General features: G+C 71.7%; 12 protein-coding genes. 7 read left to right on the forward strand and 5 right to left on the reverse strand.

The window, feature by feature from the left end:
- Positions 1-71: 71 nt before the first annotated feature.
- The 4 genes from paaK to ACZ4N5_RS20260 form a co-directional block, all read right to left on the reverse strand.
- The gene (gene paaK, locus ACZ4N5_RS20245; protein ID WP_467758433.1) at positions 72-1,379 is read right to left on the reverse strand and encodes a phenylacetate--CoA ligase PaaK; all 1,308 of its coding nucleotides are present in this window, start codon (positions 1,377-1,379) and stop codon (positions 72-74) included.
- Between the two features lie 138 nt (positions 1,380-1,517).
- A complete protein-coding gene (locus ACZ4N5_RS20250) occupies positions 1,518-2,849 on the reverse strand; it encodes an enolase C-terminal domain-like protein (protein ID WP_467758434.1) in 1,332 nt (443 codons plus the stop codon).
- 114 nt (positions 2,850-2,963) lie between these two features.
- Entirely contained in the window at positions 2,964-3,923 is a 960-nt protein-coding gene (locus ACZ4N5_RS20255; RefSeq protein WP_467758435.1) for a 5-dehydro-4-deoxyglucarate dehydratase, read from the reverse strand.
- Between the two features lie 455 nt (positions 3,924-4,378).
- Positions 4,379-6,043, reverse strand: coding sequence for an acyl-CoA synthetase (locus ACZ4N5_RS20260; RefSeq protein ID WP_467758436.1), 1,665 nt, complete (start codon positions 6,041-6,043; stop codon positions 4,379-4,381).
- A 206-nt stretch (positions 6,044-6,249) separates the two neighbouring features.
- Between ACZ4N5_RS20260 and ACZ4N5_RS20265 the strand changes: the two genes are divergently transcribed.
- From ACZ4N5_RS20265 to ACZ4N5_RS20295, 7 genes are all read left to right on the forward strand, one after another.
- On the forward strand, positions 6,250-7,050 hold the full coding sequence (locus tag ACZ4N5_RS20265; protein WP_467758437.1) for a crotonase/enoyl-CoA hydratase family protein: 801 nt from the start codon (positions 6,250-6,252) through the stop codon (positions 7,048-7,050).
- A 78-nt stretch (positions 7,051-7,128) separates the two neighbouring features.
- Positions 7,129-8,070 carry a Zn-ribbon domain-containing OB-fold protein gene (locus tag ACZ4N5_RS20270; protein ID WP_467758438.1) on the forward strand — a complete coding sequence of 314 codons (942 nt, stop codon included), beginning with the start codon at positions 7,129-7,131 and terminating at the stop codon, positions 8,068-8,070.
- On the forward strand, positions 8,071-9,126 hold the full coding sequence (locus ACZ4N5_RS20275) for a thiolase domain-containing protein (protein WP_467758439.1): 1,056 nt from the start codon (positions 8,071-8,073) through the stop codon (positions 9,124-9,126).
- On the forward strand, positions 9,123-10,289 hold the full coding sequence (locus ACZ4N5_RS20280) for a thiolase domain-containing protein (RefSeq protein WP_467758440.1): 1,167 nt from the start codon (positions 9,123-9,125) through the stop codon (positions 10,287-10,289). Before ACZ4N5_RS20275 ends, ACZ4N5_RS20280 begins: the two co-directional genes overlap by 4 nt.
- A gap of 83 nt (positions 10,290-10,372) precedes the next feature.
- Positions 10,373-10,615 (forward strand): DUF397 domain-containing protein, encoded by a 243-nt coding sequence (locus ACZ4N5_RS20285; RefSeq protein ID WP_467758441.1) that lies wholly within the window; start codon positions 10,373-10,375, stop codon positions 10,613-10,615.
- A gap of 246 nt (positions 10,616-10,861) precedes the next feature.
- Positions 10,862-13,753: a helix-turn-helix transcriptional regulator gene (locus ACZ4N5_RS20290; protein WP_467758442.1), complete on the forward strand. Its 2,892-nt coding sequence runs from the start codon at positions 10,862-10,864 to the stop codon at positions 13,751-13,753.
- A 79-nt stretch (positions 13,754-13,832) separates the two neighbouring features.
- On the forward strand, positions 13,833-14,330 hold the full coding sequence (locus ACZ4N5_RS20295) for a hypothetical protein (RefSeq protein WP_351122888.1): 498 nt from the start codon (positions 13,833-13,835) through the stop codon (positions 14,328-14,330).
- A gap of 21 nt (positions 14,331-14,351) precedes the next feature.
- Here ACZ4N5_RS20295 and ACZ4N5_RS20300 read toward each other — a convergent pair.
- Positions 14,352-16,356 (reverse strand): SpoIIE family protein phosphatase (locus ACZ4N5_RS20300; RefSeq protein ID WP_467758443.1); only part of this gene is annotated, 2,005 nt, incomplete at its 5' end.

The following is a 16,356-nucleotide window of genomic DNA, read 5'->3' on the forward strand; positions in this document are numbered from 1 at the left end:
ACGCCGTGCACTTCTCGGGACGGGCAGCGCCGTGATCGACTGTCGGCGCGACCCGTCCCGTCTGCGGCCGGTCAGGGGCGTGGGCGCAGGTCCACGATCCGCTTCAGCTTGCCCACCGAGCGCTCCAGCGACTCCGGTTCGACGATCTCCACCGTGACCGAGACGCCGATCCCGTCCTTGATGCCCGCGGTGATCGCCAGTGCGGCTGCCTCGCGGATCTCCGGTGTGGCGCCGGACCGGGCCTCGGCCCGGACGGTGAGGGCGTCGAGGCGGCCCTCGCGGGTCAGCCGGAGCTGGAAGTGCGGGGCGACTCCCGGGGTCCGCAGCACGATCTCCTCGATCTGCGTCGGGAAGAGGTTGACCCCCCGCAGGATCACCATGTCGTCACTGCGCCCGGTGATCTTCTCCATCCGGCGGAAGACCCGCGCCGTGCCGGGCAGCAGCCGCGTCAGGTCCCGTGTCCGGTAACGAATCACGGGCATGGCCTCCTTGGTGAGCGAGGTGAACACCAGCTCGCCCTCCTCGCCGTCCGGCAGCACCTCGCCCGTGATCGGGTCGACGACCTCCGGGTAGAAGTGGTCCTCCCAGATGTGCAGACCGTCCTTGGTCTCCACGCACTCCTGGGCGACCCCCGGGCCGATGACCTCCGAGAGGCCGTAGATGTCCACCGCGTCGATCGCGAACCGCTCCTCGATCTCGCGGCGCATCTCCTCGGTCCACGGCTCGGCCCCGAACACGCCGACCCGCAGCGAGGTACCGCGCGGGTCCACGCCCTGCCGCTCGAACTCGTCGAGCAGGGTCAGCATGTACGACGGTGTCACCATGATGATCTCGGGCTTCAGGTCCTGGATCAGCTGGACCTGACGTGCCGTCATGCCGCCGGACGCGGGGATCACCGTACAGCCGAGCCGTTCCGCGCCGTAGTGGGCGCCGAGCCCGCCCGTGAACAGCCCGTAGCCGTAGGCGATATGGACCTTGTCGCCGGGCCGGCCGCCCGCCGCGCGGATCGAACGGGCCACCATGTCGGCCCACATGGAGAGATCGTTCTCCGTGTAGCCGACGACCGTCGGCCGCCCGGTCGTTCCGCTCGACGCGTGGATGCGCCGAATTTGCTCCTGCGGCACGGCGAACATCCCGTACGGATAGTTCTCGCGCAGATCCGCCTTCACCGTGAAGGGGAACCGGGCCAGGTCGGCGAGCGAGCGGCAGTCGTCCGGGTGCAGCCCCGCCTTGTCGAAGGACTGCCGGTAGAAGGGGACGTTCTCGTACGCGTGCCGCAGCGACGCGCGCAGCCGCTCAAGCTGGAGCGCCCGCAATGCCTCCGCGTCGAGCCGCTCGCCCGCGTCGAGCAGGCCCTTCGAGTCCATCGAGCCCGCCATCGCGCCCACTCCCTCGCCAACCGTGCGATTCCGGACGACCGATCATTCGGTCGTGCTGTTCCGGATCAGTAATTCAGGTGTCCCGCGCCAGTGCAAGGGGTCCGTGACCGCTTTTTGCGGGAGCGTGCGAGACGCCGGTCAGCGCACCAGGGCGGGCCGCTTGGCGTCGAACTCCCAGCCGGGGACGAGGAAGCGCATCCCGACGGCGTCGTCCCGGGAGCCGAGCGCCTCCTTCAGGTACAGCTCGTGCGCCGCCAGCAGCCGGTCCATGTCGAGTTGGACGCCCAGGCCGGGGGCGTCCGGAAGCGCGATCTCGCCGTCGACGATGCGCGGCGGGGCGACCGTGAGCCGCTCCAGACCCTCCTGCCAGATCCAGTGCGTGTCGAGGGCGTTGTACGCGCCCGGTGCCGCGGCCCCGCAGTGCGTGACCATGGCGAGCGAGATGTCGAAGTGGTTGTTCGAGTGACAGCCCCAGGTCAGGCCCATCGCGTTGCACAACTGGGCCACACGCACCGAGCCCCGCATGGTCCAGAAGTGCGGGTCGGCCAGCGGGATGGAGACCGACTGGAGCGCCAGGGCGTGGGTCAGCTGGCGCCAGTCCGTGGCGATCATGTTGGTCGCCGTCGGCAGCCCCGTCGCCCGGCGGAACTCGGCCAGGATCTCCCGCCCCGAGTAGCCGTCCTCGGCCCCGCAGGGGTCCTCGGCGTAGGCGAGCGTGCCCACCAGGGGCTCGCACAGCTCGACCGCCTCGCGCAGCGACCATGCGCCGTTGGGGTCGAGCGTGATCCGGGCCTCGGGAAAGCGGTCCTTGAGCGCGCGGGCGGCCCGGACCTCCTCGGCACCCTCCAGGACACCGCCCTTGAGCTTGAAGTCCCGGAAGCCGTACAGGTCGTGGGCGGCCTCGGCCTGCCGGACGATCGCGCCGGGCGTGAGGGCCTCCTCGTGCCGCAGGCGGTACCAGTCCACCTCCGAGTCGCTTTCGCGGACGTACGCCAGGTCCGTGCGGTCCGGGTCGCCGACGTAGAAGAGATAACCGAGCACCCGTACGCGGTCGCGTTGCTGCCCGTCGCCGAGGAGGGCGGCGACCGGCACGCCGAGATGCTGGCCGAGCAGGTCGAGGAGGGCCGACTCGACGGCGGTCACGGCGTGGACGGTCGTGCGCAGATCGAAGGTCTGGGCGCCGCGTCCGCCGGCGTCGCGGTCGCGGAAGCGGTCCCCGATCTCGCGCAGGACGCGCTGGTAGTCGCCCACCTTCGCGCCGAGGACGAGTGACTCAGCGTCGCGCAGCGTCCGGGTGATCTTCTCCCCGCCGGGCACCTCGCCGAGGCCGGTCCGCCCCTCGGAGTCCTTGATGACGACGACATTGCGGGTGAAGTACGGGCCGTGGGCGCCCGACAGGTTCAGCTCCATGCAGTCCCGTCCCGCGACGGGGTAGACGGAGAACTCGGTGATCGTCGGTTGCTGACTCATCATCAAAATCCTTGTGTACGAGGGTGACCGGGGCCGGTGATCACAGGATGGCGGCGACGAGCCGGGCGCGGGGGCGGCCCGCCCTGAGCCCCGTCGGGCCGTCCCCCGCGTGCCTCAGGCAGGTCGGCGCACGGCTCCGGCCAGAGCCAGCCCGGTGTCGAGGATCCGCTCCAGTGCGGCGAGATCGGCCGGGCCGGGATCGGTGAGCGGCGCGCGCACCGGGCCGACGGGCAGGCCCCGCAGCCGGGCCGCGGCCTTGACCAGGGAGACGGCGTAGCCGGGCACCTTGTCGCGCAGTTCGACGAGCGGGACGTAGAAGTCGCGCAGCAGCTTGGTCACGGTCGCGTCGTCGCCGGTGCGCAGCGCGGTGAAGAAGGCGTCGGCGATCTCGGGAGCGAAGGCGTGGACGGCCGAGGAGTAGGCGGGGACGCCCACGGTGGCGTACGCGCGGGCCTGGATCTCGGCGGTGGCGGCTCCGTTGAAGAAGAGGAAACCGTCGGGTGCCGCGAGCGTGAGGCGCTGGAGCCGGTCGAGGTCGCTGTGTCCGTCCTTGAGTCCGATGACCGTCGGGATCGCCGCGACGGCCCGCAGTCCCTCGGGGGTGAAGGCGACCGGGCCACGCTGGTAGGCGATGAGCGGCAGCCGCGTACCGGCGGCGATCCGGCGCAGTTGTTCGACCAGGCCGGCCTCGGGGGCCTCGACGAGATAGTGGGGCAGCACGAGGAGGGCGTCCGCGCCGGCCTCCTCCGCGATCCGGGCGAACCGCAGCGCCTGCGCCCATCCGTACCCGACGCCCGCGACGACGGGCATGCGGCCGTCGGCGATCTCGACCGTCGCGGTGACGACCGCGCGGTACTCGTCCTCGTCCAGTGCGCTGAACTCTCCGGTCCCGCAGGCGGGGAAGACCGCGCCCGGCGCCGTGGCCAACTGGGCGGTCAGGTAGGCCCGGTAGGACTCCGGATCGAGGTCGCCGTCCTCCGTGAAGCTCGTGAGCGGGAAGGACAGGACCCCGCTCGCCATGCCGTCCCGCAGCCGCTGGACCACGCCTTCCGGATCCGCGCTGAACCCTGCCATGAATCTCATCCCTGTATGCAGACGACGTCTATATATGAGAACTCAGGTTAGATTCGTGAATCCTGGGGGTCAATGGGTACGGCGGCGCGGATTTACGAGCGCCCACGCGATCAGCTCCATCGACGTGCGCGAGGCAGGGACGAGGACGCGAGCCCGTCGGCCGGCCGTCCCGGGCACGCCGGACCGGCGTGATGGGGGTGACGGGAGGGGGGAGCGTTCTGGGCCGCGGGCGCCCGGTGTCGGTCTGGTGGGGTGCGGTGGGCCCACCGCACCCGGACCGGGACCGGTGCTGCTCGGACGGGGAACCCCGATGTCGCGGCGACGGCGCCCGGCCGGCCGTAGGGCGGTCGGCGCGTCCCGGCCCCGGCCGGGGATCCTGGCCGGGCACCTTCGGGCCGTGCGTGGAGATCGTGACCGGCGCGTCCCGGACTACGCCGGGGTCACTGGTCCTTCGTTCACCGCGTCGCGTTCGCGGCGACCGACCGGGCCCAGCGGTAGTCCGCCTTGCCGCTCGGGGAGCGCTGGATGAAGTCGGTGATGACGAGGCGGCGCGGGATCTTGTATCCCGCGAGGTGGGTGCGGCAGTGCGTCTGGATGTCGTCGAGGGACAGCTGTGGAGCGCCCTCCCGGAGCTGGACGACCGCCGCCACGTGGTTGCCCCACTTCGGGTCGGGCACTCCGGCCACCAGGGCGTCGTACACGTCCGGATGCGACTTGAGGGCCTGCTCGACCTCCTCGGGATAGACCTTCTCGCCGCCGGTGTTGATGCACTGCGAGCCGCGGCCGAGGACGATGACGATGCCCTCCTCGTCGACCGTGGCCATGTCGCCGAGAAGCACCCAGCGCTCGTCGCCCTTGCGGAAGAAGGTCTCGGCGGTCTTCTTGGGGTCGTTGTAGTAGCCGAGGGGTACATGGCCCCGCTGCGCGACCCGTCCCGGCTCGCCCACCGCGACCGGCTCGTGGGTGACCGGATCGACCACCTGCGTACGGGCGTTGACGCGGATCCGGAAGCCGCGCTCCGGGCCGGAGTCGGCCGTCGCGGTGCCGTTGAAGCCGGACTCCGAGGAGCCGAAGTTGTTGAGCAGCATCACGTTCGGGACAAGCGCCTGGAACTGTTCGCGCACGGTGTCCGACATGATCGCGCCGGACGAGGACACGCTGAACAGGGCGGAGCAGTCCGTGCCCTTCAAAGGACCGTTCAGCGCGTCGATCAGGGGCCGCAGCATCGCGTCGCCGACCAGCGACACGCTGGTCACCCGCTCCTTCTCGATCGTCCGCAGGACTTCCTCGGGCGCGAACTTGCGGTGGAGCACGACGCGTTGACCGAAGTTGAAGGCGATGAAGGCGGTGAGCGTCGAGGTGCCGTGCATCAGCGGGGGAGTGGGGAAGAAGGTGATCCCGGCGCCACCGGCCGCGACGCGCTCGGCGAGTTCCTCCGGCTTCGTGACCGGGTCGCCGGTCGGCGCGCCACCGCCGAGGCCGGCGAAGAAGAGGTCCTCCTGGCGCCACATCACGCCCTTGGGCATACCCGTCGTGCCGCCGGTGTAGATGATGAACTGGTCGTCCGCGGAACGCGAGGCGAAGCCACGCTCGGGCGACCCGGCACCCTCGGCATCGGCGAACTCCACCGCGCTCACCGCGTCCGCCGGACCCGCAGAGCCCAGCGCATCCGCCGCATCCCCGGCGCCCGCTCCGGACGTCGAGGCTCCCACCCGTACGAGGTGCCGCAGTCGCGGGGCGCGTGGCCGTGCCGCCGCCACCCGGTCGGTGAACTCCGCGTCGAAGACCAGCGCCGCCAGGTCGGCGTCCTGATAGAGGTACGCCAACTCTTCCTCTACGTATCGGTAGTTGACGTTGACCGGGACGACGCGCGCCTTCAGGCAGGCCAGCACGGTCTGGAGGTACTCGATGCCGTTGTACAGGTGGAGGCCGAGGTGCTCTCCCGGGCGGATCCCGCTGTCGATCAGGTGGTGCGCGACACGGTTGGCGGCCGCGTCCAGTTGCGCGTACGTCAGGCGGCGCTCCGTGCCCGTGCCCGGGTGGTCGACGTACACGAGCGCCTCGCGGTCCGGGACCACGTCGACGACCGACTCGAACAGGTCGGCAAGGTTGTACTCCACCGTTCCTCCTGACCGTGCACGCCGTCTACGTCCGTGGCCGGGCGCCCCCGGGGCGTGTCCGCTCCGGGCCCGACGGTCATCAGAGCAAAGCCCGACCCAACTGTGAAGGGTCCCGGCACAAGAAATCTGACTGTCTGTCAGAAAACCCTTGTACTGGCTCGACGCCTCCTGCAACCTGTTCTCGCATCCGAGACGGGAGGACGGCAATGGGTGGGACGGAACACCTCACCGTGCAGCGCGAAGGCGCCACACTGGTGCTCACGCTCAACAGGCCCGAGGCCAAGAACGCGCTCTCGCTGCCGATGCTGGTCGGTCTGTACGACGGCTGGGTCGAGGCCGACGAGGACGACGCGATCCGCTCGATCGTGCTCACCGGCGCCGGCGGTGCCTTCTGTGCCGGGATGGACCTCAAGGCGCTGGCCGGAAAGGGCATGGAGGGCGAGCAGTACCGGGACCGGCTCAAGGCCGACCCCGATCTGCACTGGAAGGCCATGCTGCGCCACCACCGCCCCCGCAAACCGGTGATCGCGGCCGTCGAGGGGTACTGCGTCGCGGGCGGCACCGAGATCCTCCAGGGCACCGACATCCGGGTCGCCGGCGCCTCCGCCACCTTCGGGCTCTTCGAGGTCAGGCGCGGACTCTTCCCGATCGGCGGCTCGACGGTCCGGCTGCAACGCCAGATCCCGCGCACCCACGCCCTCGAAATGCTGCTCACCGGACGCCCGTACACCGCCGAAGAGGCCGCGGGCATCGGTCTGATCGGCCATGTCGTGCCCGATGGCACCGCGCTCGACAAGGCCCTCGCCGTCGCCGAGCAGATCAACGCCTGCGGCCCGCTCGCCGTCGAGGCCGTCAAGGCCTCCGTGTACGAGACCGCGGAGCTGACCGAGACCGACGGCCTCGCCGTCGAACTGCGGCGCGGCTGGCCGGTCTTCGACACCGCAGACGCCAAGGAGGGCTCCCGGGCCTTCGCCGAGAAGCGCCCGCCCGTCTACCGGCGCGCCTGACCCGCAAGCCCGGCCCCGGACGCGTCCTGCCCGCCCCGCGGACGCGGCGCGTCCGGCCGTTGGAAGGAGAGATCCGGGATGCCCGAAGTCCTCAAAGCCCCCCTCGTCGTCGAGTTCCCCTTCACCCGCTCGCTCGGGCCCGTACAGAGCGCCTTCCTCACGGGCCTGCGCGAACGGGTCGTCCTCGGTGTACGGACCGCCGACGGCCGCACGCTCGTGCCGCCCGTCGAGTACGACCCCGTCACCGCCGAGGAGATACGCGACCTCGTCGAGGTCGCCCCCACCGGCACCGTCACCACCTGGGCCTGGAACCACGAACCCCGCCGTGGCCAGCCCCTCGACACCCCCTTCGCCTGGGTCCTGGTCAAGCTCGACGGCGCCGACACCGGCCTGCTGCACGCCCTCGACGCCCCGGGTCCCGACGCCGTCCGCACCGGGATGCGCGTCCGCGTCCGCTGGGCCCGCGAACGCTCCGGCGCGATCACCGACATCGCCTGCTTCGAGCCGTACGACGGCGCCAGGGTGCAACTCACGGGCCACGACGGCAGGTTCGAGGACATGGTGACCGGGATCGTCGCCCCCGCACGGCTCGACTACGTCTACTCACCGGGCCGCGCCCAGTCCGCCTACATCGCGAGCCTCTCCGAGCAGCGGACCGTCGGCGAACGCTGCCCCTCCTGCCACAAGGTGTACGTCCCGCCCAAGGGCGCGTGCCCCACCTGCGGGGTGGCCACCTCCGAACAGGTCGAGGTCGGTCCGCGCGGCACCGTCACCACGTACTGCATCGTCAACATCAAGGCGAAGAACCTCGACATCGAAGTCCCGTACGTCTACGCGCACATCGCCCTCGACGGCGCCGGCCTCGCGCTGCACGGCCGGATCGGCGGCATCCCCTACGACGAGGTCCGGATGGGCCTGCGTGTGGAGCCCGTGTGGACGGACGGCGGCCGCTACCCGGATCACTACCGACCCACCGGGGAACCGGACGCGGACTACGAGACGTACAAGGAGATGCTGTAGATGCGGCCCATCAGGGACATCGCCGTCGTCGCCTTCGGGCAGACCGACCACCGGCGCACCTCCGACGAGCTCTCCGAGGTCGAGATGCTCCTGCCGGTCCTGCACGACGTCCTCGACCGGACGGGCCTGCAGACCAGTGACATCGGCTTCACCTGCTCCGGCTCCACCGACTATCTGGCGGGCCGCGCCTTCTCCTTCACCATGGCGCTCGACGGCGTGGGCGCCTGGCCGCCGATCTCCGAGTCGCACGTCGAGATGGACGGCGCCTGGGCGCTGTACGAGGCGTGGACCAAACTGCTGACCGGCGACGCCGACACCGCGCTCGTGTACGCGTACGGCAAGTCGTCGCCCGGCTCCGTACGCGACGTCCTGACCCGGCAGCTGGACCCGTACTACGTGGCCCCGCTGTGGCCCGACTCGGTCGCCCTCGCCGCGCTCCAGGCGCAGGCGCTCATCGACGCGGGCGAGACCGACGAGCTCGCGCTCGCCTCGGTCGCCGCCCGGAGCCGGGCCTCCGCGACCGCCAACCCCCATGCGCAGCTGCGGGGTTCGGTGCCGCAGGGCGACCATCTCGTACGACCGCTGCGCACCGGCGACTGCCCGCCCATCGGCGACGGCGCCGCCGCAGTGATCCTCGCGGCAGGGGACCGGGCCCGGGAACTGTGCGAACGGCCCGCCTGGATCCGGGGCATCGACCACCGCATCGAGGCACACTCCCTCGGCGTACGCGACCTCACCGACTCACCGTCCACCCGACTGGCCGCCGAACGAGCCGGCGCCTTCGAACGGCCCGTCGACACAGCCGAGTTGCACGCTCCCTTCACCTCCCAGGAAGTGATCGTGCGCAAGGCGCTGCGGCTCGACGACAGCGTGCGCGTCAACCCGTCGGGGGGCGCGCTCGCCGCGAACCCGGTCATGGCGGCCGGGCTCATCCGCATCGGCGAGGCCGCCGCACGCGTCCATCGCGGGGAGTCCGACCGGGCGCTCGCCCACGCCACCTCGGGCCCCTGCCTCCAACAGAACCTGGTCGCCGTACTCGAAGGGGATGCCCGATGAGCAAGGAGCCCGTGGCCGTCGTAGGCATCGGCCAGACCAAGCACGTGGCGGCCCGGCGGGACGTGTCCATCGCGGGACTCGTCCGAGAGGCGGCCCAACGAGCCCTGGAAGACGCCGAGTTGACGTGGGCCGACATCGACGCCGTCGTCATCGGGAAGGCGCCCGACTTCTTCGAGGGCGTCATGATGCCCGAGCTGTATCTCGCCGACGCGCTCGGCGCGGTCGGCAAACCGATGCTCAGGGTGCACACGGCCGGCTCCGTGGGCGGATCGACGGCCCTGGTCGCCACCAACCTCGTCGCGGGCCGCGTCCACGGCACCGTCCTGACCCTGGCCTACGAGAAGCAGTCCGAGTCCAACGCCATGTGGGGCCTGTCCCTGCCCATCCCCTTCCAGCAGCCGCTGCTCGCCGGGGCCGGCGGCTTCTTCGCACCGCACGTGCGCGCCTACATGCGGCGGACCGGCGCACCCGACACCGTCGGCTCCCTCGTCGCGTACAAGGACCGCCGCAACGCGCTCAAGAACCCGTACGCGCACCTCCACGAGCACGACATCACCCTGGAGAAGGTCCAGGCCTCACCCATGCTCTGGGACCCGATCCGCTACTCCGAGACCTGCCCCTCCTCCGACGGAGCCTGCGCGATGATCCTCACCGACCGCGCCGGAGCGGCCCGTTCACCGCGCCCGCCCGCCTGGATGCACGGCGGCGCGATGCGCAGCGAACCGACCCTCTTCGCCGGAAAGGACTGCGTGTCCCCGCAAGCCGGAAAGGACTGCGCGGCGGACGTGTACCGGCAGGCGGGGATCGCGGACCCCCGCCGAGAGATCGACGCCGTCGAGATGTACGTGCCGTTCTCCTGGTACGAGCCCATGTGGCTGGAGAACCTCGGCTTCGCCGACGAGGGCGAGGGATGGAAGCTCACCGAGGCGGGTGTGACCGAACTGGAGGGCGACCTGCCCGTCAACATGTCGGGCGGGGTCCTCTCCACCAATCCGATCGGTGCCTCCGGCATGATCCGCTTCGCCGAAGCGGCCCTCCAGGTGCGCGGCCAGGCCGGAGAACACCAGGTCGACGGGGCTCGCAGGGTACTCGGCCACGCCTACGGCGGCGGATCCCAGTTCTTCTCGATGTGGCTGGTCGGGGCCGAGCCGCCCGCCTCCTGAAACCGTCCCCCTCACGTGGCCTGTGCGCGGCAGGGACCGATCGCTAGGCTGGCCGCGGACGACGAACCGGGAGGAGCACGGACGTGGCCGAAAGCACCATCGAGCAACACCCGCTCGCGGGCTGGGACAAGCCGGAGCTGGACCTCAGCAACGCCGAATGGCAGTCCAGCAGCCGGGGGCGGGGAGATGTCCAGATCGCCTTTGTCGAGGGCTTCATCGCGATGCGCAACAGTGGCCGCCCCCAGAGCCATTCCTTGATCTTCACGCCCGCGGAGTGGGGGGCGTTCGTATCGGGAGCCCGCGAGGGCGAGTTCGACCTGACCTGAACCGAGGACAGCCGGGCCCCGCCGCCCCGGCCCCTGCCACAGGGAAGGGGCGGCGGCCCGGGCCCTCGCGCCCAGGGGGCGGCTCACCGGCCGGTCCTCCCGCAGCCACGCTGCCTCGACGAGGTTCTGACCAGGAGCGCGCGAACGGGCTGCCCCGTCGATGATCGGGGCGTACGCTGAGGTGCCTGGACGTCACGGTGCGCACCCGCTCCACGCGCGGGCGCGCGATCGTGACAGGGGGTGATCATGGGGCAACGCAGCCTGCGCAGCCGTCGGACGCTCTTCGAGCGCGAGAGTGAACTGTCGACCGCCGACGAGGCGTTGAGCGAACTCGTCGGGCTGCGCCGGGAAGCCGGCGAACCACCGGGCCGCCCCCGCGGCGCGCTCCTCGCCTTCGCGGGACGCGCCGGAATCGGCAAGACGACCCTCCTCGCCGAGGTCCACAGGCGCTCCGCTGCCAAGGGCTGCACCGTGCTGAGCGCGCGCGGCGGAGAACAGGAGCAGCGCGTCGCCTTCCACGTCGCCCGCCAGCTCCTGCAGCCGCAGCTCGCCGGATTCTCCGAGGCCGAACTCCGCGCCTCCCTGGGCAGTTGGTACGCGATCGTCGGCCCCGCGCTCGGCCTCTGCGCGCCGTCCGAGGGCGCCCCGCCCGACCAGCAGGGCCTGCGCGCCGGACTCGACTGGGTGCTCACCCACCTCGCCGTGCAGCGTGCCCCGATGGTGCTCCTCCTCGACGACGCGCACTGGGCCGACGCCGAATCGCTCAGCTGGCTGGCCGCGTTCGCGCCACGCGCCGAGCAACTCCCGCTGCTGCTCGTCGTCGCCTACCGGCCCGACGAACTCCCCGAACACGCCGAGGCGTTCAGAGGGCTGCCCGGCCGCGCCGGACAGCGCCCCATCGGCCTCGAACCGCTCAGTGCGGCGGCCGTCGCCCGGCTCGTCCGGGAGGATCTCGGTACCCAGGCCGACGACGCCTTCTGCCGCGAGTGCTGGGCGGTCACCGCGGGCAACCCGTTCGAGGCCGTCGAACTGACCGCGAAGGTCCGCGACCGCGGCCTGACCCCGACCGAGGACGGGGCGCATTTCCTGCGCGACCTCGCCGCCGCCGTCAAAGGCAGCGGCATCGTCGCCCGCCTCGAACGCCTCGGCACCGCGACCGTCCGCTTCGCCTGGGCGTGCGCCGTGCTCGGCACCGAGATCCACCCGACGCTCGCCGCCGCCGTCGCGGGCCTCGGCTCCGAGGAGGCCGCCGACGCGGCGGACGCCCTGCGCATCGCGCGGATCCTCACCGGCGCCGACCCCCTCGAATTCGTCCACCCGCTGATCGCCACCGCCGTCTACCGGGACATCCCCGGCAGCGTCCGCGTCGCCCTGCACGGCCAGGCCGCCTGGTGCGTGATCGACGAAGGCCTCGGCCCGGCCGCCGCCGCCCGGCACCTCATGGAGACCCACCCCGACGGCGACACCTGGATCGTCCAGCAACTGCGCGCCGCGGCCCGCGAGACCCAGCGCGCCGGAGCCCCCGACGCCGCCCGCCGCTACCTCGCCCGCGCCCTGCGCGAACCGCCGCCCTTCGAGGACCGCGCCGCCGTCCTGTACGAACTGGGCTGCGCGTCCCTGCTCACCGAACCGACGACCACGGTCAACCATCTGCGCGCCGCCCTGGAAGAGCCCATCACCGACCCCGAGCTGCGCCACAACATCGTCTACCGCCTCTCGCAGGTCCTCGCGCACAGCGACCGCCTCGCCGAGGCGTCCGAGACCCTCGCCCGCGAGATCCCGGTCACCGGCGACGCCCGGGTACGGCTGCGCATGCAGTCCGAGCAGTTCATGTGGGACGCGTTCCGCGCCGACGAACCCGACTCGCCCGCCCGCTCCCGCCGGCTGGCCCGCCTCGCCGACCGGCTCACCGGCCACGACCTCACCGAACGCTATGTCATCGGACTGCGCGCCTGGGACGCCACCCTGCGCGGCGAACCCGCGCACATCGCCCTCCACCACGCCGAACGCGCCCTGGCCGGCGGCCTCGGCTGGGCCGAGGCCGACCGCGGCTTCGAGGTCCCGGTCCTGGTCGCCATGACCTTCATGTACGCCGACCGGCCGGGCCGCACCGAGGAACTCTTCGCCACGGGGGTCGCCGACTTCGAATCCCAGGGCTGGCACGGCGCCCACCTCTCCTTCGGCTACACGATCCTCGGATACGTCCGCTTCCGCCGCGGCCGTCTCGCCGAAGCCGAGGACTTCGTCCGCGCGGGCCTCAGGCTCGCCGAACGCGTCGGGCCCGGTACGCCCGTCCACTGGTACGCGGTGGGCACCCTCATCCAGGTCCTGCTCGCCCGGGGCCAGGTCGAGGAGGCCGCGCGCACCGGCGAGGCCTACGCCTTCTGCGCCCCCTTCCCGGCCGCCGTGACCTTCCCGGACGCCCAGACGGTGTACGGCGAACTCCTGCTCGCCCGCGGCCTCACCAAGGACGCCGCCGTCGAGCTCGCCTCGGCCGGCCGCCGCCTCGACCCGCGCGGCATGCGCAACCCCGCCTGGTGCCCCTGGCAGCTCCACCTCGCCCGCGCCGAGAGCCACGACGCCCCGGAGCGCGCTGTCGCCACGGCACTCGAAGCGGTGAACCGCGCCCGCCAGTACGGCGCCCCCTCCGCGATCGGCCAGGCCCTGCGCGTCGCCGCCGAGGTCTCCCCGGTCCCGGCCCGCGTCCGGCTCCTCGAAGAGTCCGTCGGCCATCTGGAGCGCTCCCCGGCCGGCTACGAACTGGCCTGCGCCCTGGTCGCCCTGGGCACCGAACTGCGCCGCGCCGGCCGCCCCAAGGAAGCCGCCGAGCACCTCTACCGCGGCCTCGACGCGGCCGTCCAGTGCGGCGCCGACGGGCTGATCGAGGACGCCCGTGACGGGCTGGCGGCGGCGGGACTGCGGCCGCGCCGCCTGCACAGCACCGAAACGGACACCCTGACGGCCCGCGAGCGCACCGCCGCGGCACTCACCGCGCAGGACCGGACCCCGGCCCAGATCGCCGAGGAACTGAACATCGACGAGCACGCCGTCACCCGGCTCCTTTCGGCGGTCTACCGCAAGGTCGGCACGGACCGCAGGGGACTCGCGGCGGCGCTGGGGGAACAGGCGATTTCCTGACGCGAGCGGGCCGTCCCCCGGCCCCGCGCGGACAGTGCCCGTGGGGCCCGGTAAGCGCCCGTGCACGTACCATTGCGGCATGTCCTTCCTCCGCCGCCGCAGCGCCACGCCCGCCGGGCCCGACTTCGACGTTCTGGCCATGGACCCGGGCGACTGGCCCGGCAATCTCGGCGCGGGCCTGCTGCCCGCCCCCGACGGCAGCTGCCAGGGCGTCTTCCTGCGCTACGACCTGTTCGGCGGCCGCGGTCCCGCGATGATCATCGGCAATCTGCCGGAGGGCTCCCAGGCCCGTGACGTCGCCGAGGGCGAGGTCCCCTTCGAGGTCGCCCAGCTGCTGATCGCGCTGGAGAACGACGAGGAGGTGACCGTCACCGGGACCGAGGACATGCCGGTGATGCAGGGCGACAACCTGCTGATCGTGCGCCGCCTGAAGCTGTCCGAGACCCGGATCTCCTGCGTCCAGTTCGACCGCAGCGACAACGTCCTGGTGACCATCGCGGCCTGGGACCGACCGATCACGGACGACCTGTACGCCCTGCTGAAGCCGCTCCCGGCGGAACTCTTCCAGCAGGGCTGAGGCCCAACACCCCGCCTGACGTCACAGATTGAGGGTGAACCAGGTGGTCTTGCCCGTGTCGGTGGGACGTACGCCCCAGTCGTCCGCGAGCGCCCGGACCAGGATCAGTCCCCGCCCCGACTCCTCGTCCTCGGTCGCCATACGGGGCTGCGGCAGATGCGGGCTGTTGTCGCTGATCTCCACGGTCAGATCGGTGGCCGTGCGGCACAGGTGCAGGCTGATGGGTCCCTGGGCGTGCTGCACGGCGTTCGTCAGGATCTCGGAGAGCAGGAGCCGGGCGTCGTCCGCGGAGGGCACGCAGTCCCAGGCCGTCAGCGCCTTGCTCAGGAAGGCGCGGCCCTCCGGCACCGATTCGGGCGCCGCCGGCAGGTCGGTGCTGACGGTAGATAGCGGGCCCTCGGGGAGCCGGGTGAGCAGCAGCGTGACGTCGTCGTTGTGTCCGTCGGCGTCCGGCAGCAGGGCGGCCAGCACATGGTCGGCGGCCACCTCCAGATCGGGCGCGGTGGTGAACAGGCCCGTGAGGGTCGAGGTGAGTTCGGCGAGCTGGCCCTCGATGTCGCTGCCGGGCGTCTCGATGAGACCGTCGGTGTACAGGACGAGCGTCGCCCCGGGCGGTATCACCGAGGTCGCCTGCTCGTAGAGGATGTCGCCGACACCGAGGGGCGCGTTCACCGGTGCGGGGAGCGGCCGGGCGTCGGCGCCGGGCGTGGCCACCAGGGTCGGCAGATGCCCGGCCGAGCAGACCGTCACCTCGCCCGCGTCGGCGGAGATGACCAGATAGCAGCAGGTCACGAGCTGATCGGGCACGTCCAGATCGCCGACGACGGCCTCCAGGGCCTGCATCAGCTGGCGGGGCTGCATACCGGTCTTGGCCAGGGCGTGCGCGGCCGACCGCAGCTGACCCATCACGGCGGCGGCGTCCAGACCGCGGCCCATCACATCGCCGATCAGGACCCCGACACGGCCGGCCCCCAGCGGGATCAGGTCGAACCAGTCGCCGCCCACCCCGGCTCCCTGTGTCGCCGGCCGGTAGCGGCTCGCCGTGGTCAGGCCGGGAATGGCGGGCGGGGTGCCCATGAGGCTGCGCTGGAGGGTGAGGGCGATGTGCCGCTGCTGCTCGTAGAGGAAGGTCAGCTCCGCCTCGGCCTTCTTGCGGTCGCTGATGTCCCGGACGATCGCGCACGCACCGATGATCGAGCCGTCCGTGGCGTGGGTGGGCCACAGCGTGATGTCCACGTCCAGCAGGTCGCCCGAGCGCGTCAGCCGCAATGTCTCGAAGTGTTCGACCCTCTCACCGCTGCGCAGCCGGTCCAGGAGCAGGTCGATCTCATCGCGCCCCTCGGTGGTGGCGAGCAGCGACACGTGCCTGCCCATCACCTCGGCCCGGGTGTAGCCGTACAGCCGCTGGGCCGCCGCGTTCCAGTACGTGATGTGGCCGTCCAGCGTCTTGGCGAGGATCGCGTCCTGGGAGGACTCCACCAGACCGGCCAGTTCGTTGATCCGGGCCTCGGCACGCTTGCGGTCGCTGACGTCGCGGACGGCGGCGGAGACGAGCAGACCGTCGGTGGTTTCGAGGGGGCTGAGGCTGATCTCGACGGGGAATTCGGTGCCGTCCTTGCGGAGGCCGTGGAGTTCGAGTTCGGCTCCCATGGGGCGGACTTGGCGGTTGTCGGCGTAGCCGTCGCGGTGCTGGTGGTGGTGGGCTCGGAAGCGGCCGGGTACGAGGAGTTCGACGGTGTGGCCGAGGAGTTCCTCGCGCCGGTATCCGAAGAGGGCTTCGGTCTGGGCGTTGACGAGTCTGATGGTTCCGGTGTCGTCGACGATCACCATGGCGTCCGGCGCCGCCTCCAGCAGCCCACGAAACCTTTCCTCCGCAGCCTTGCGGTCGCTGACGTCGCGGACGGCGGCGGAGACGAGCAGACCGTCGGCCGTTTCGAGGGGGCTGAGGCTGATCTCGACGGGGAATTCGGTGCCGTCCTTGCGGAGGCCGTGGAGTTCGAGTTCGGCTCCCATGGGGCGGACTTGG

The sequence above is a fragment of the Streptomyces sp. NPDC026500 genome, from assembly GCF_055567635.1.

Bases quoted from the DNA above. Each gene is read 5' to 3' on its own strand.
- ACZ4N5_RS20255 (WP_467758435.1), bottom strand. From the start codon at position 3,923: ATGGCAGGGTTCAGCGCGGATCCGGAAGGCGTGGTCCAGCGGCTGCGG.
- ACZ4N5_RS20270 (WP_467758438.1), top strand. From the start codon at position 7,129: ATGCCCGAAGTCCTCAAAGCCCCCCTCGTCGTCGAGTTCCCCTTCACC.
- ACZ4N5_RS20250 (WP_467758434.1), bottom strand. From the start codon at position 2,849: ATGAGTCAGCAACCGACGATCACCGAGTTCTCCGTCTACCCCGTCGCG.
- paaK (WP_467758433.1), bottom strand. From the start codon at position 1,379: ATGGCGGGCTCGATGGACTCGAAGGGCCTGCTCGACGCGGGCGAGCGG.
- ACZ4N5_RS20275 (WP_467758439.1), top strand. From the start codon at position 8,071: ATGCGGCCCATCAGGGACATCGCCGTCGTCGCCTTCGGGCAGACCGAC.
- ACZ4N5_RS20290 (WP_467758442.1), top strand. From the start codon at position 10,862: ATGGGGCAACGCAGCCTGCGCAGCCGTCGGACGCTCTTCGAGCGCGAG.
- ACZ4N5_RS20295 (WP_351122888.1), top strand. From the start codon at position 13,833: ATGTCCTTCCTCCGCCGCCGCAGCGCCACGCCCGCCGGGCCCGACTTC.
- ACZ4N5_RS20265 (WP_467758437.1), top strand. From the start codon at position 6,250: ATGGGTGGGACGGAACACCTCACCGTGCAGCGCGAAGGCGCCACACTG.
- ACZ4N5_RS20280 (WP_467758440.1), top strand. From the start codon at position 9,123: ATGAGCAAGGAGCCCGTGGCCGTCGTAGGCATCGGCCAGACCAAGCAC.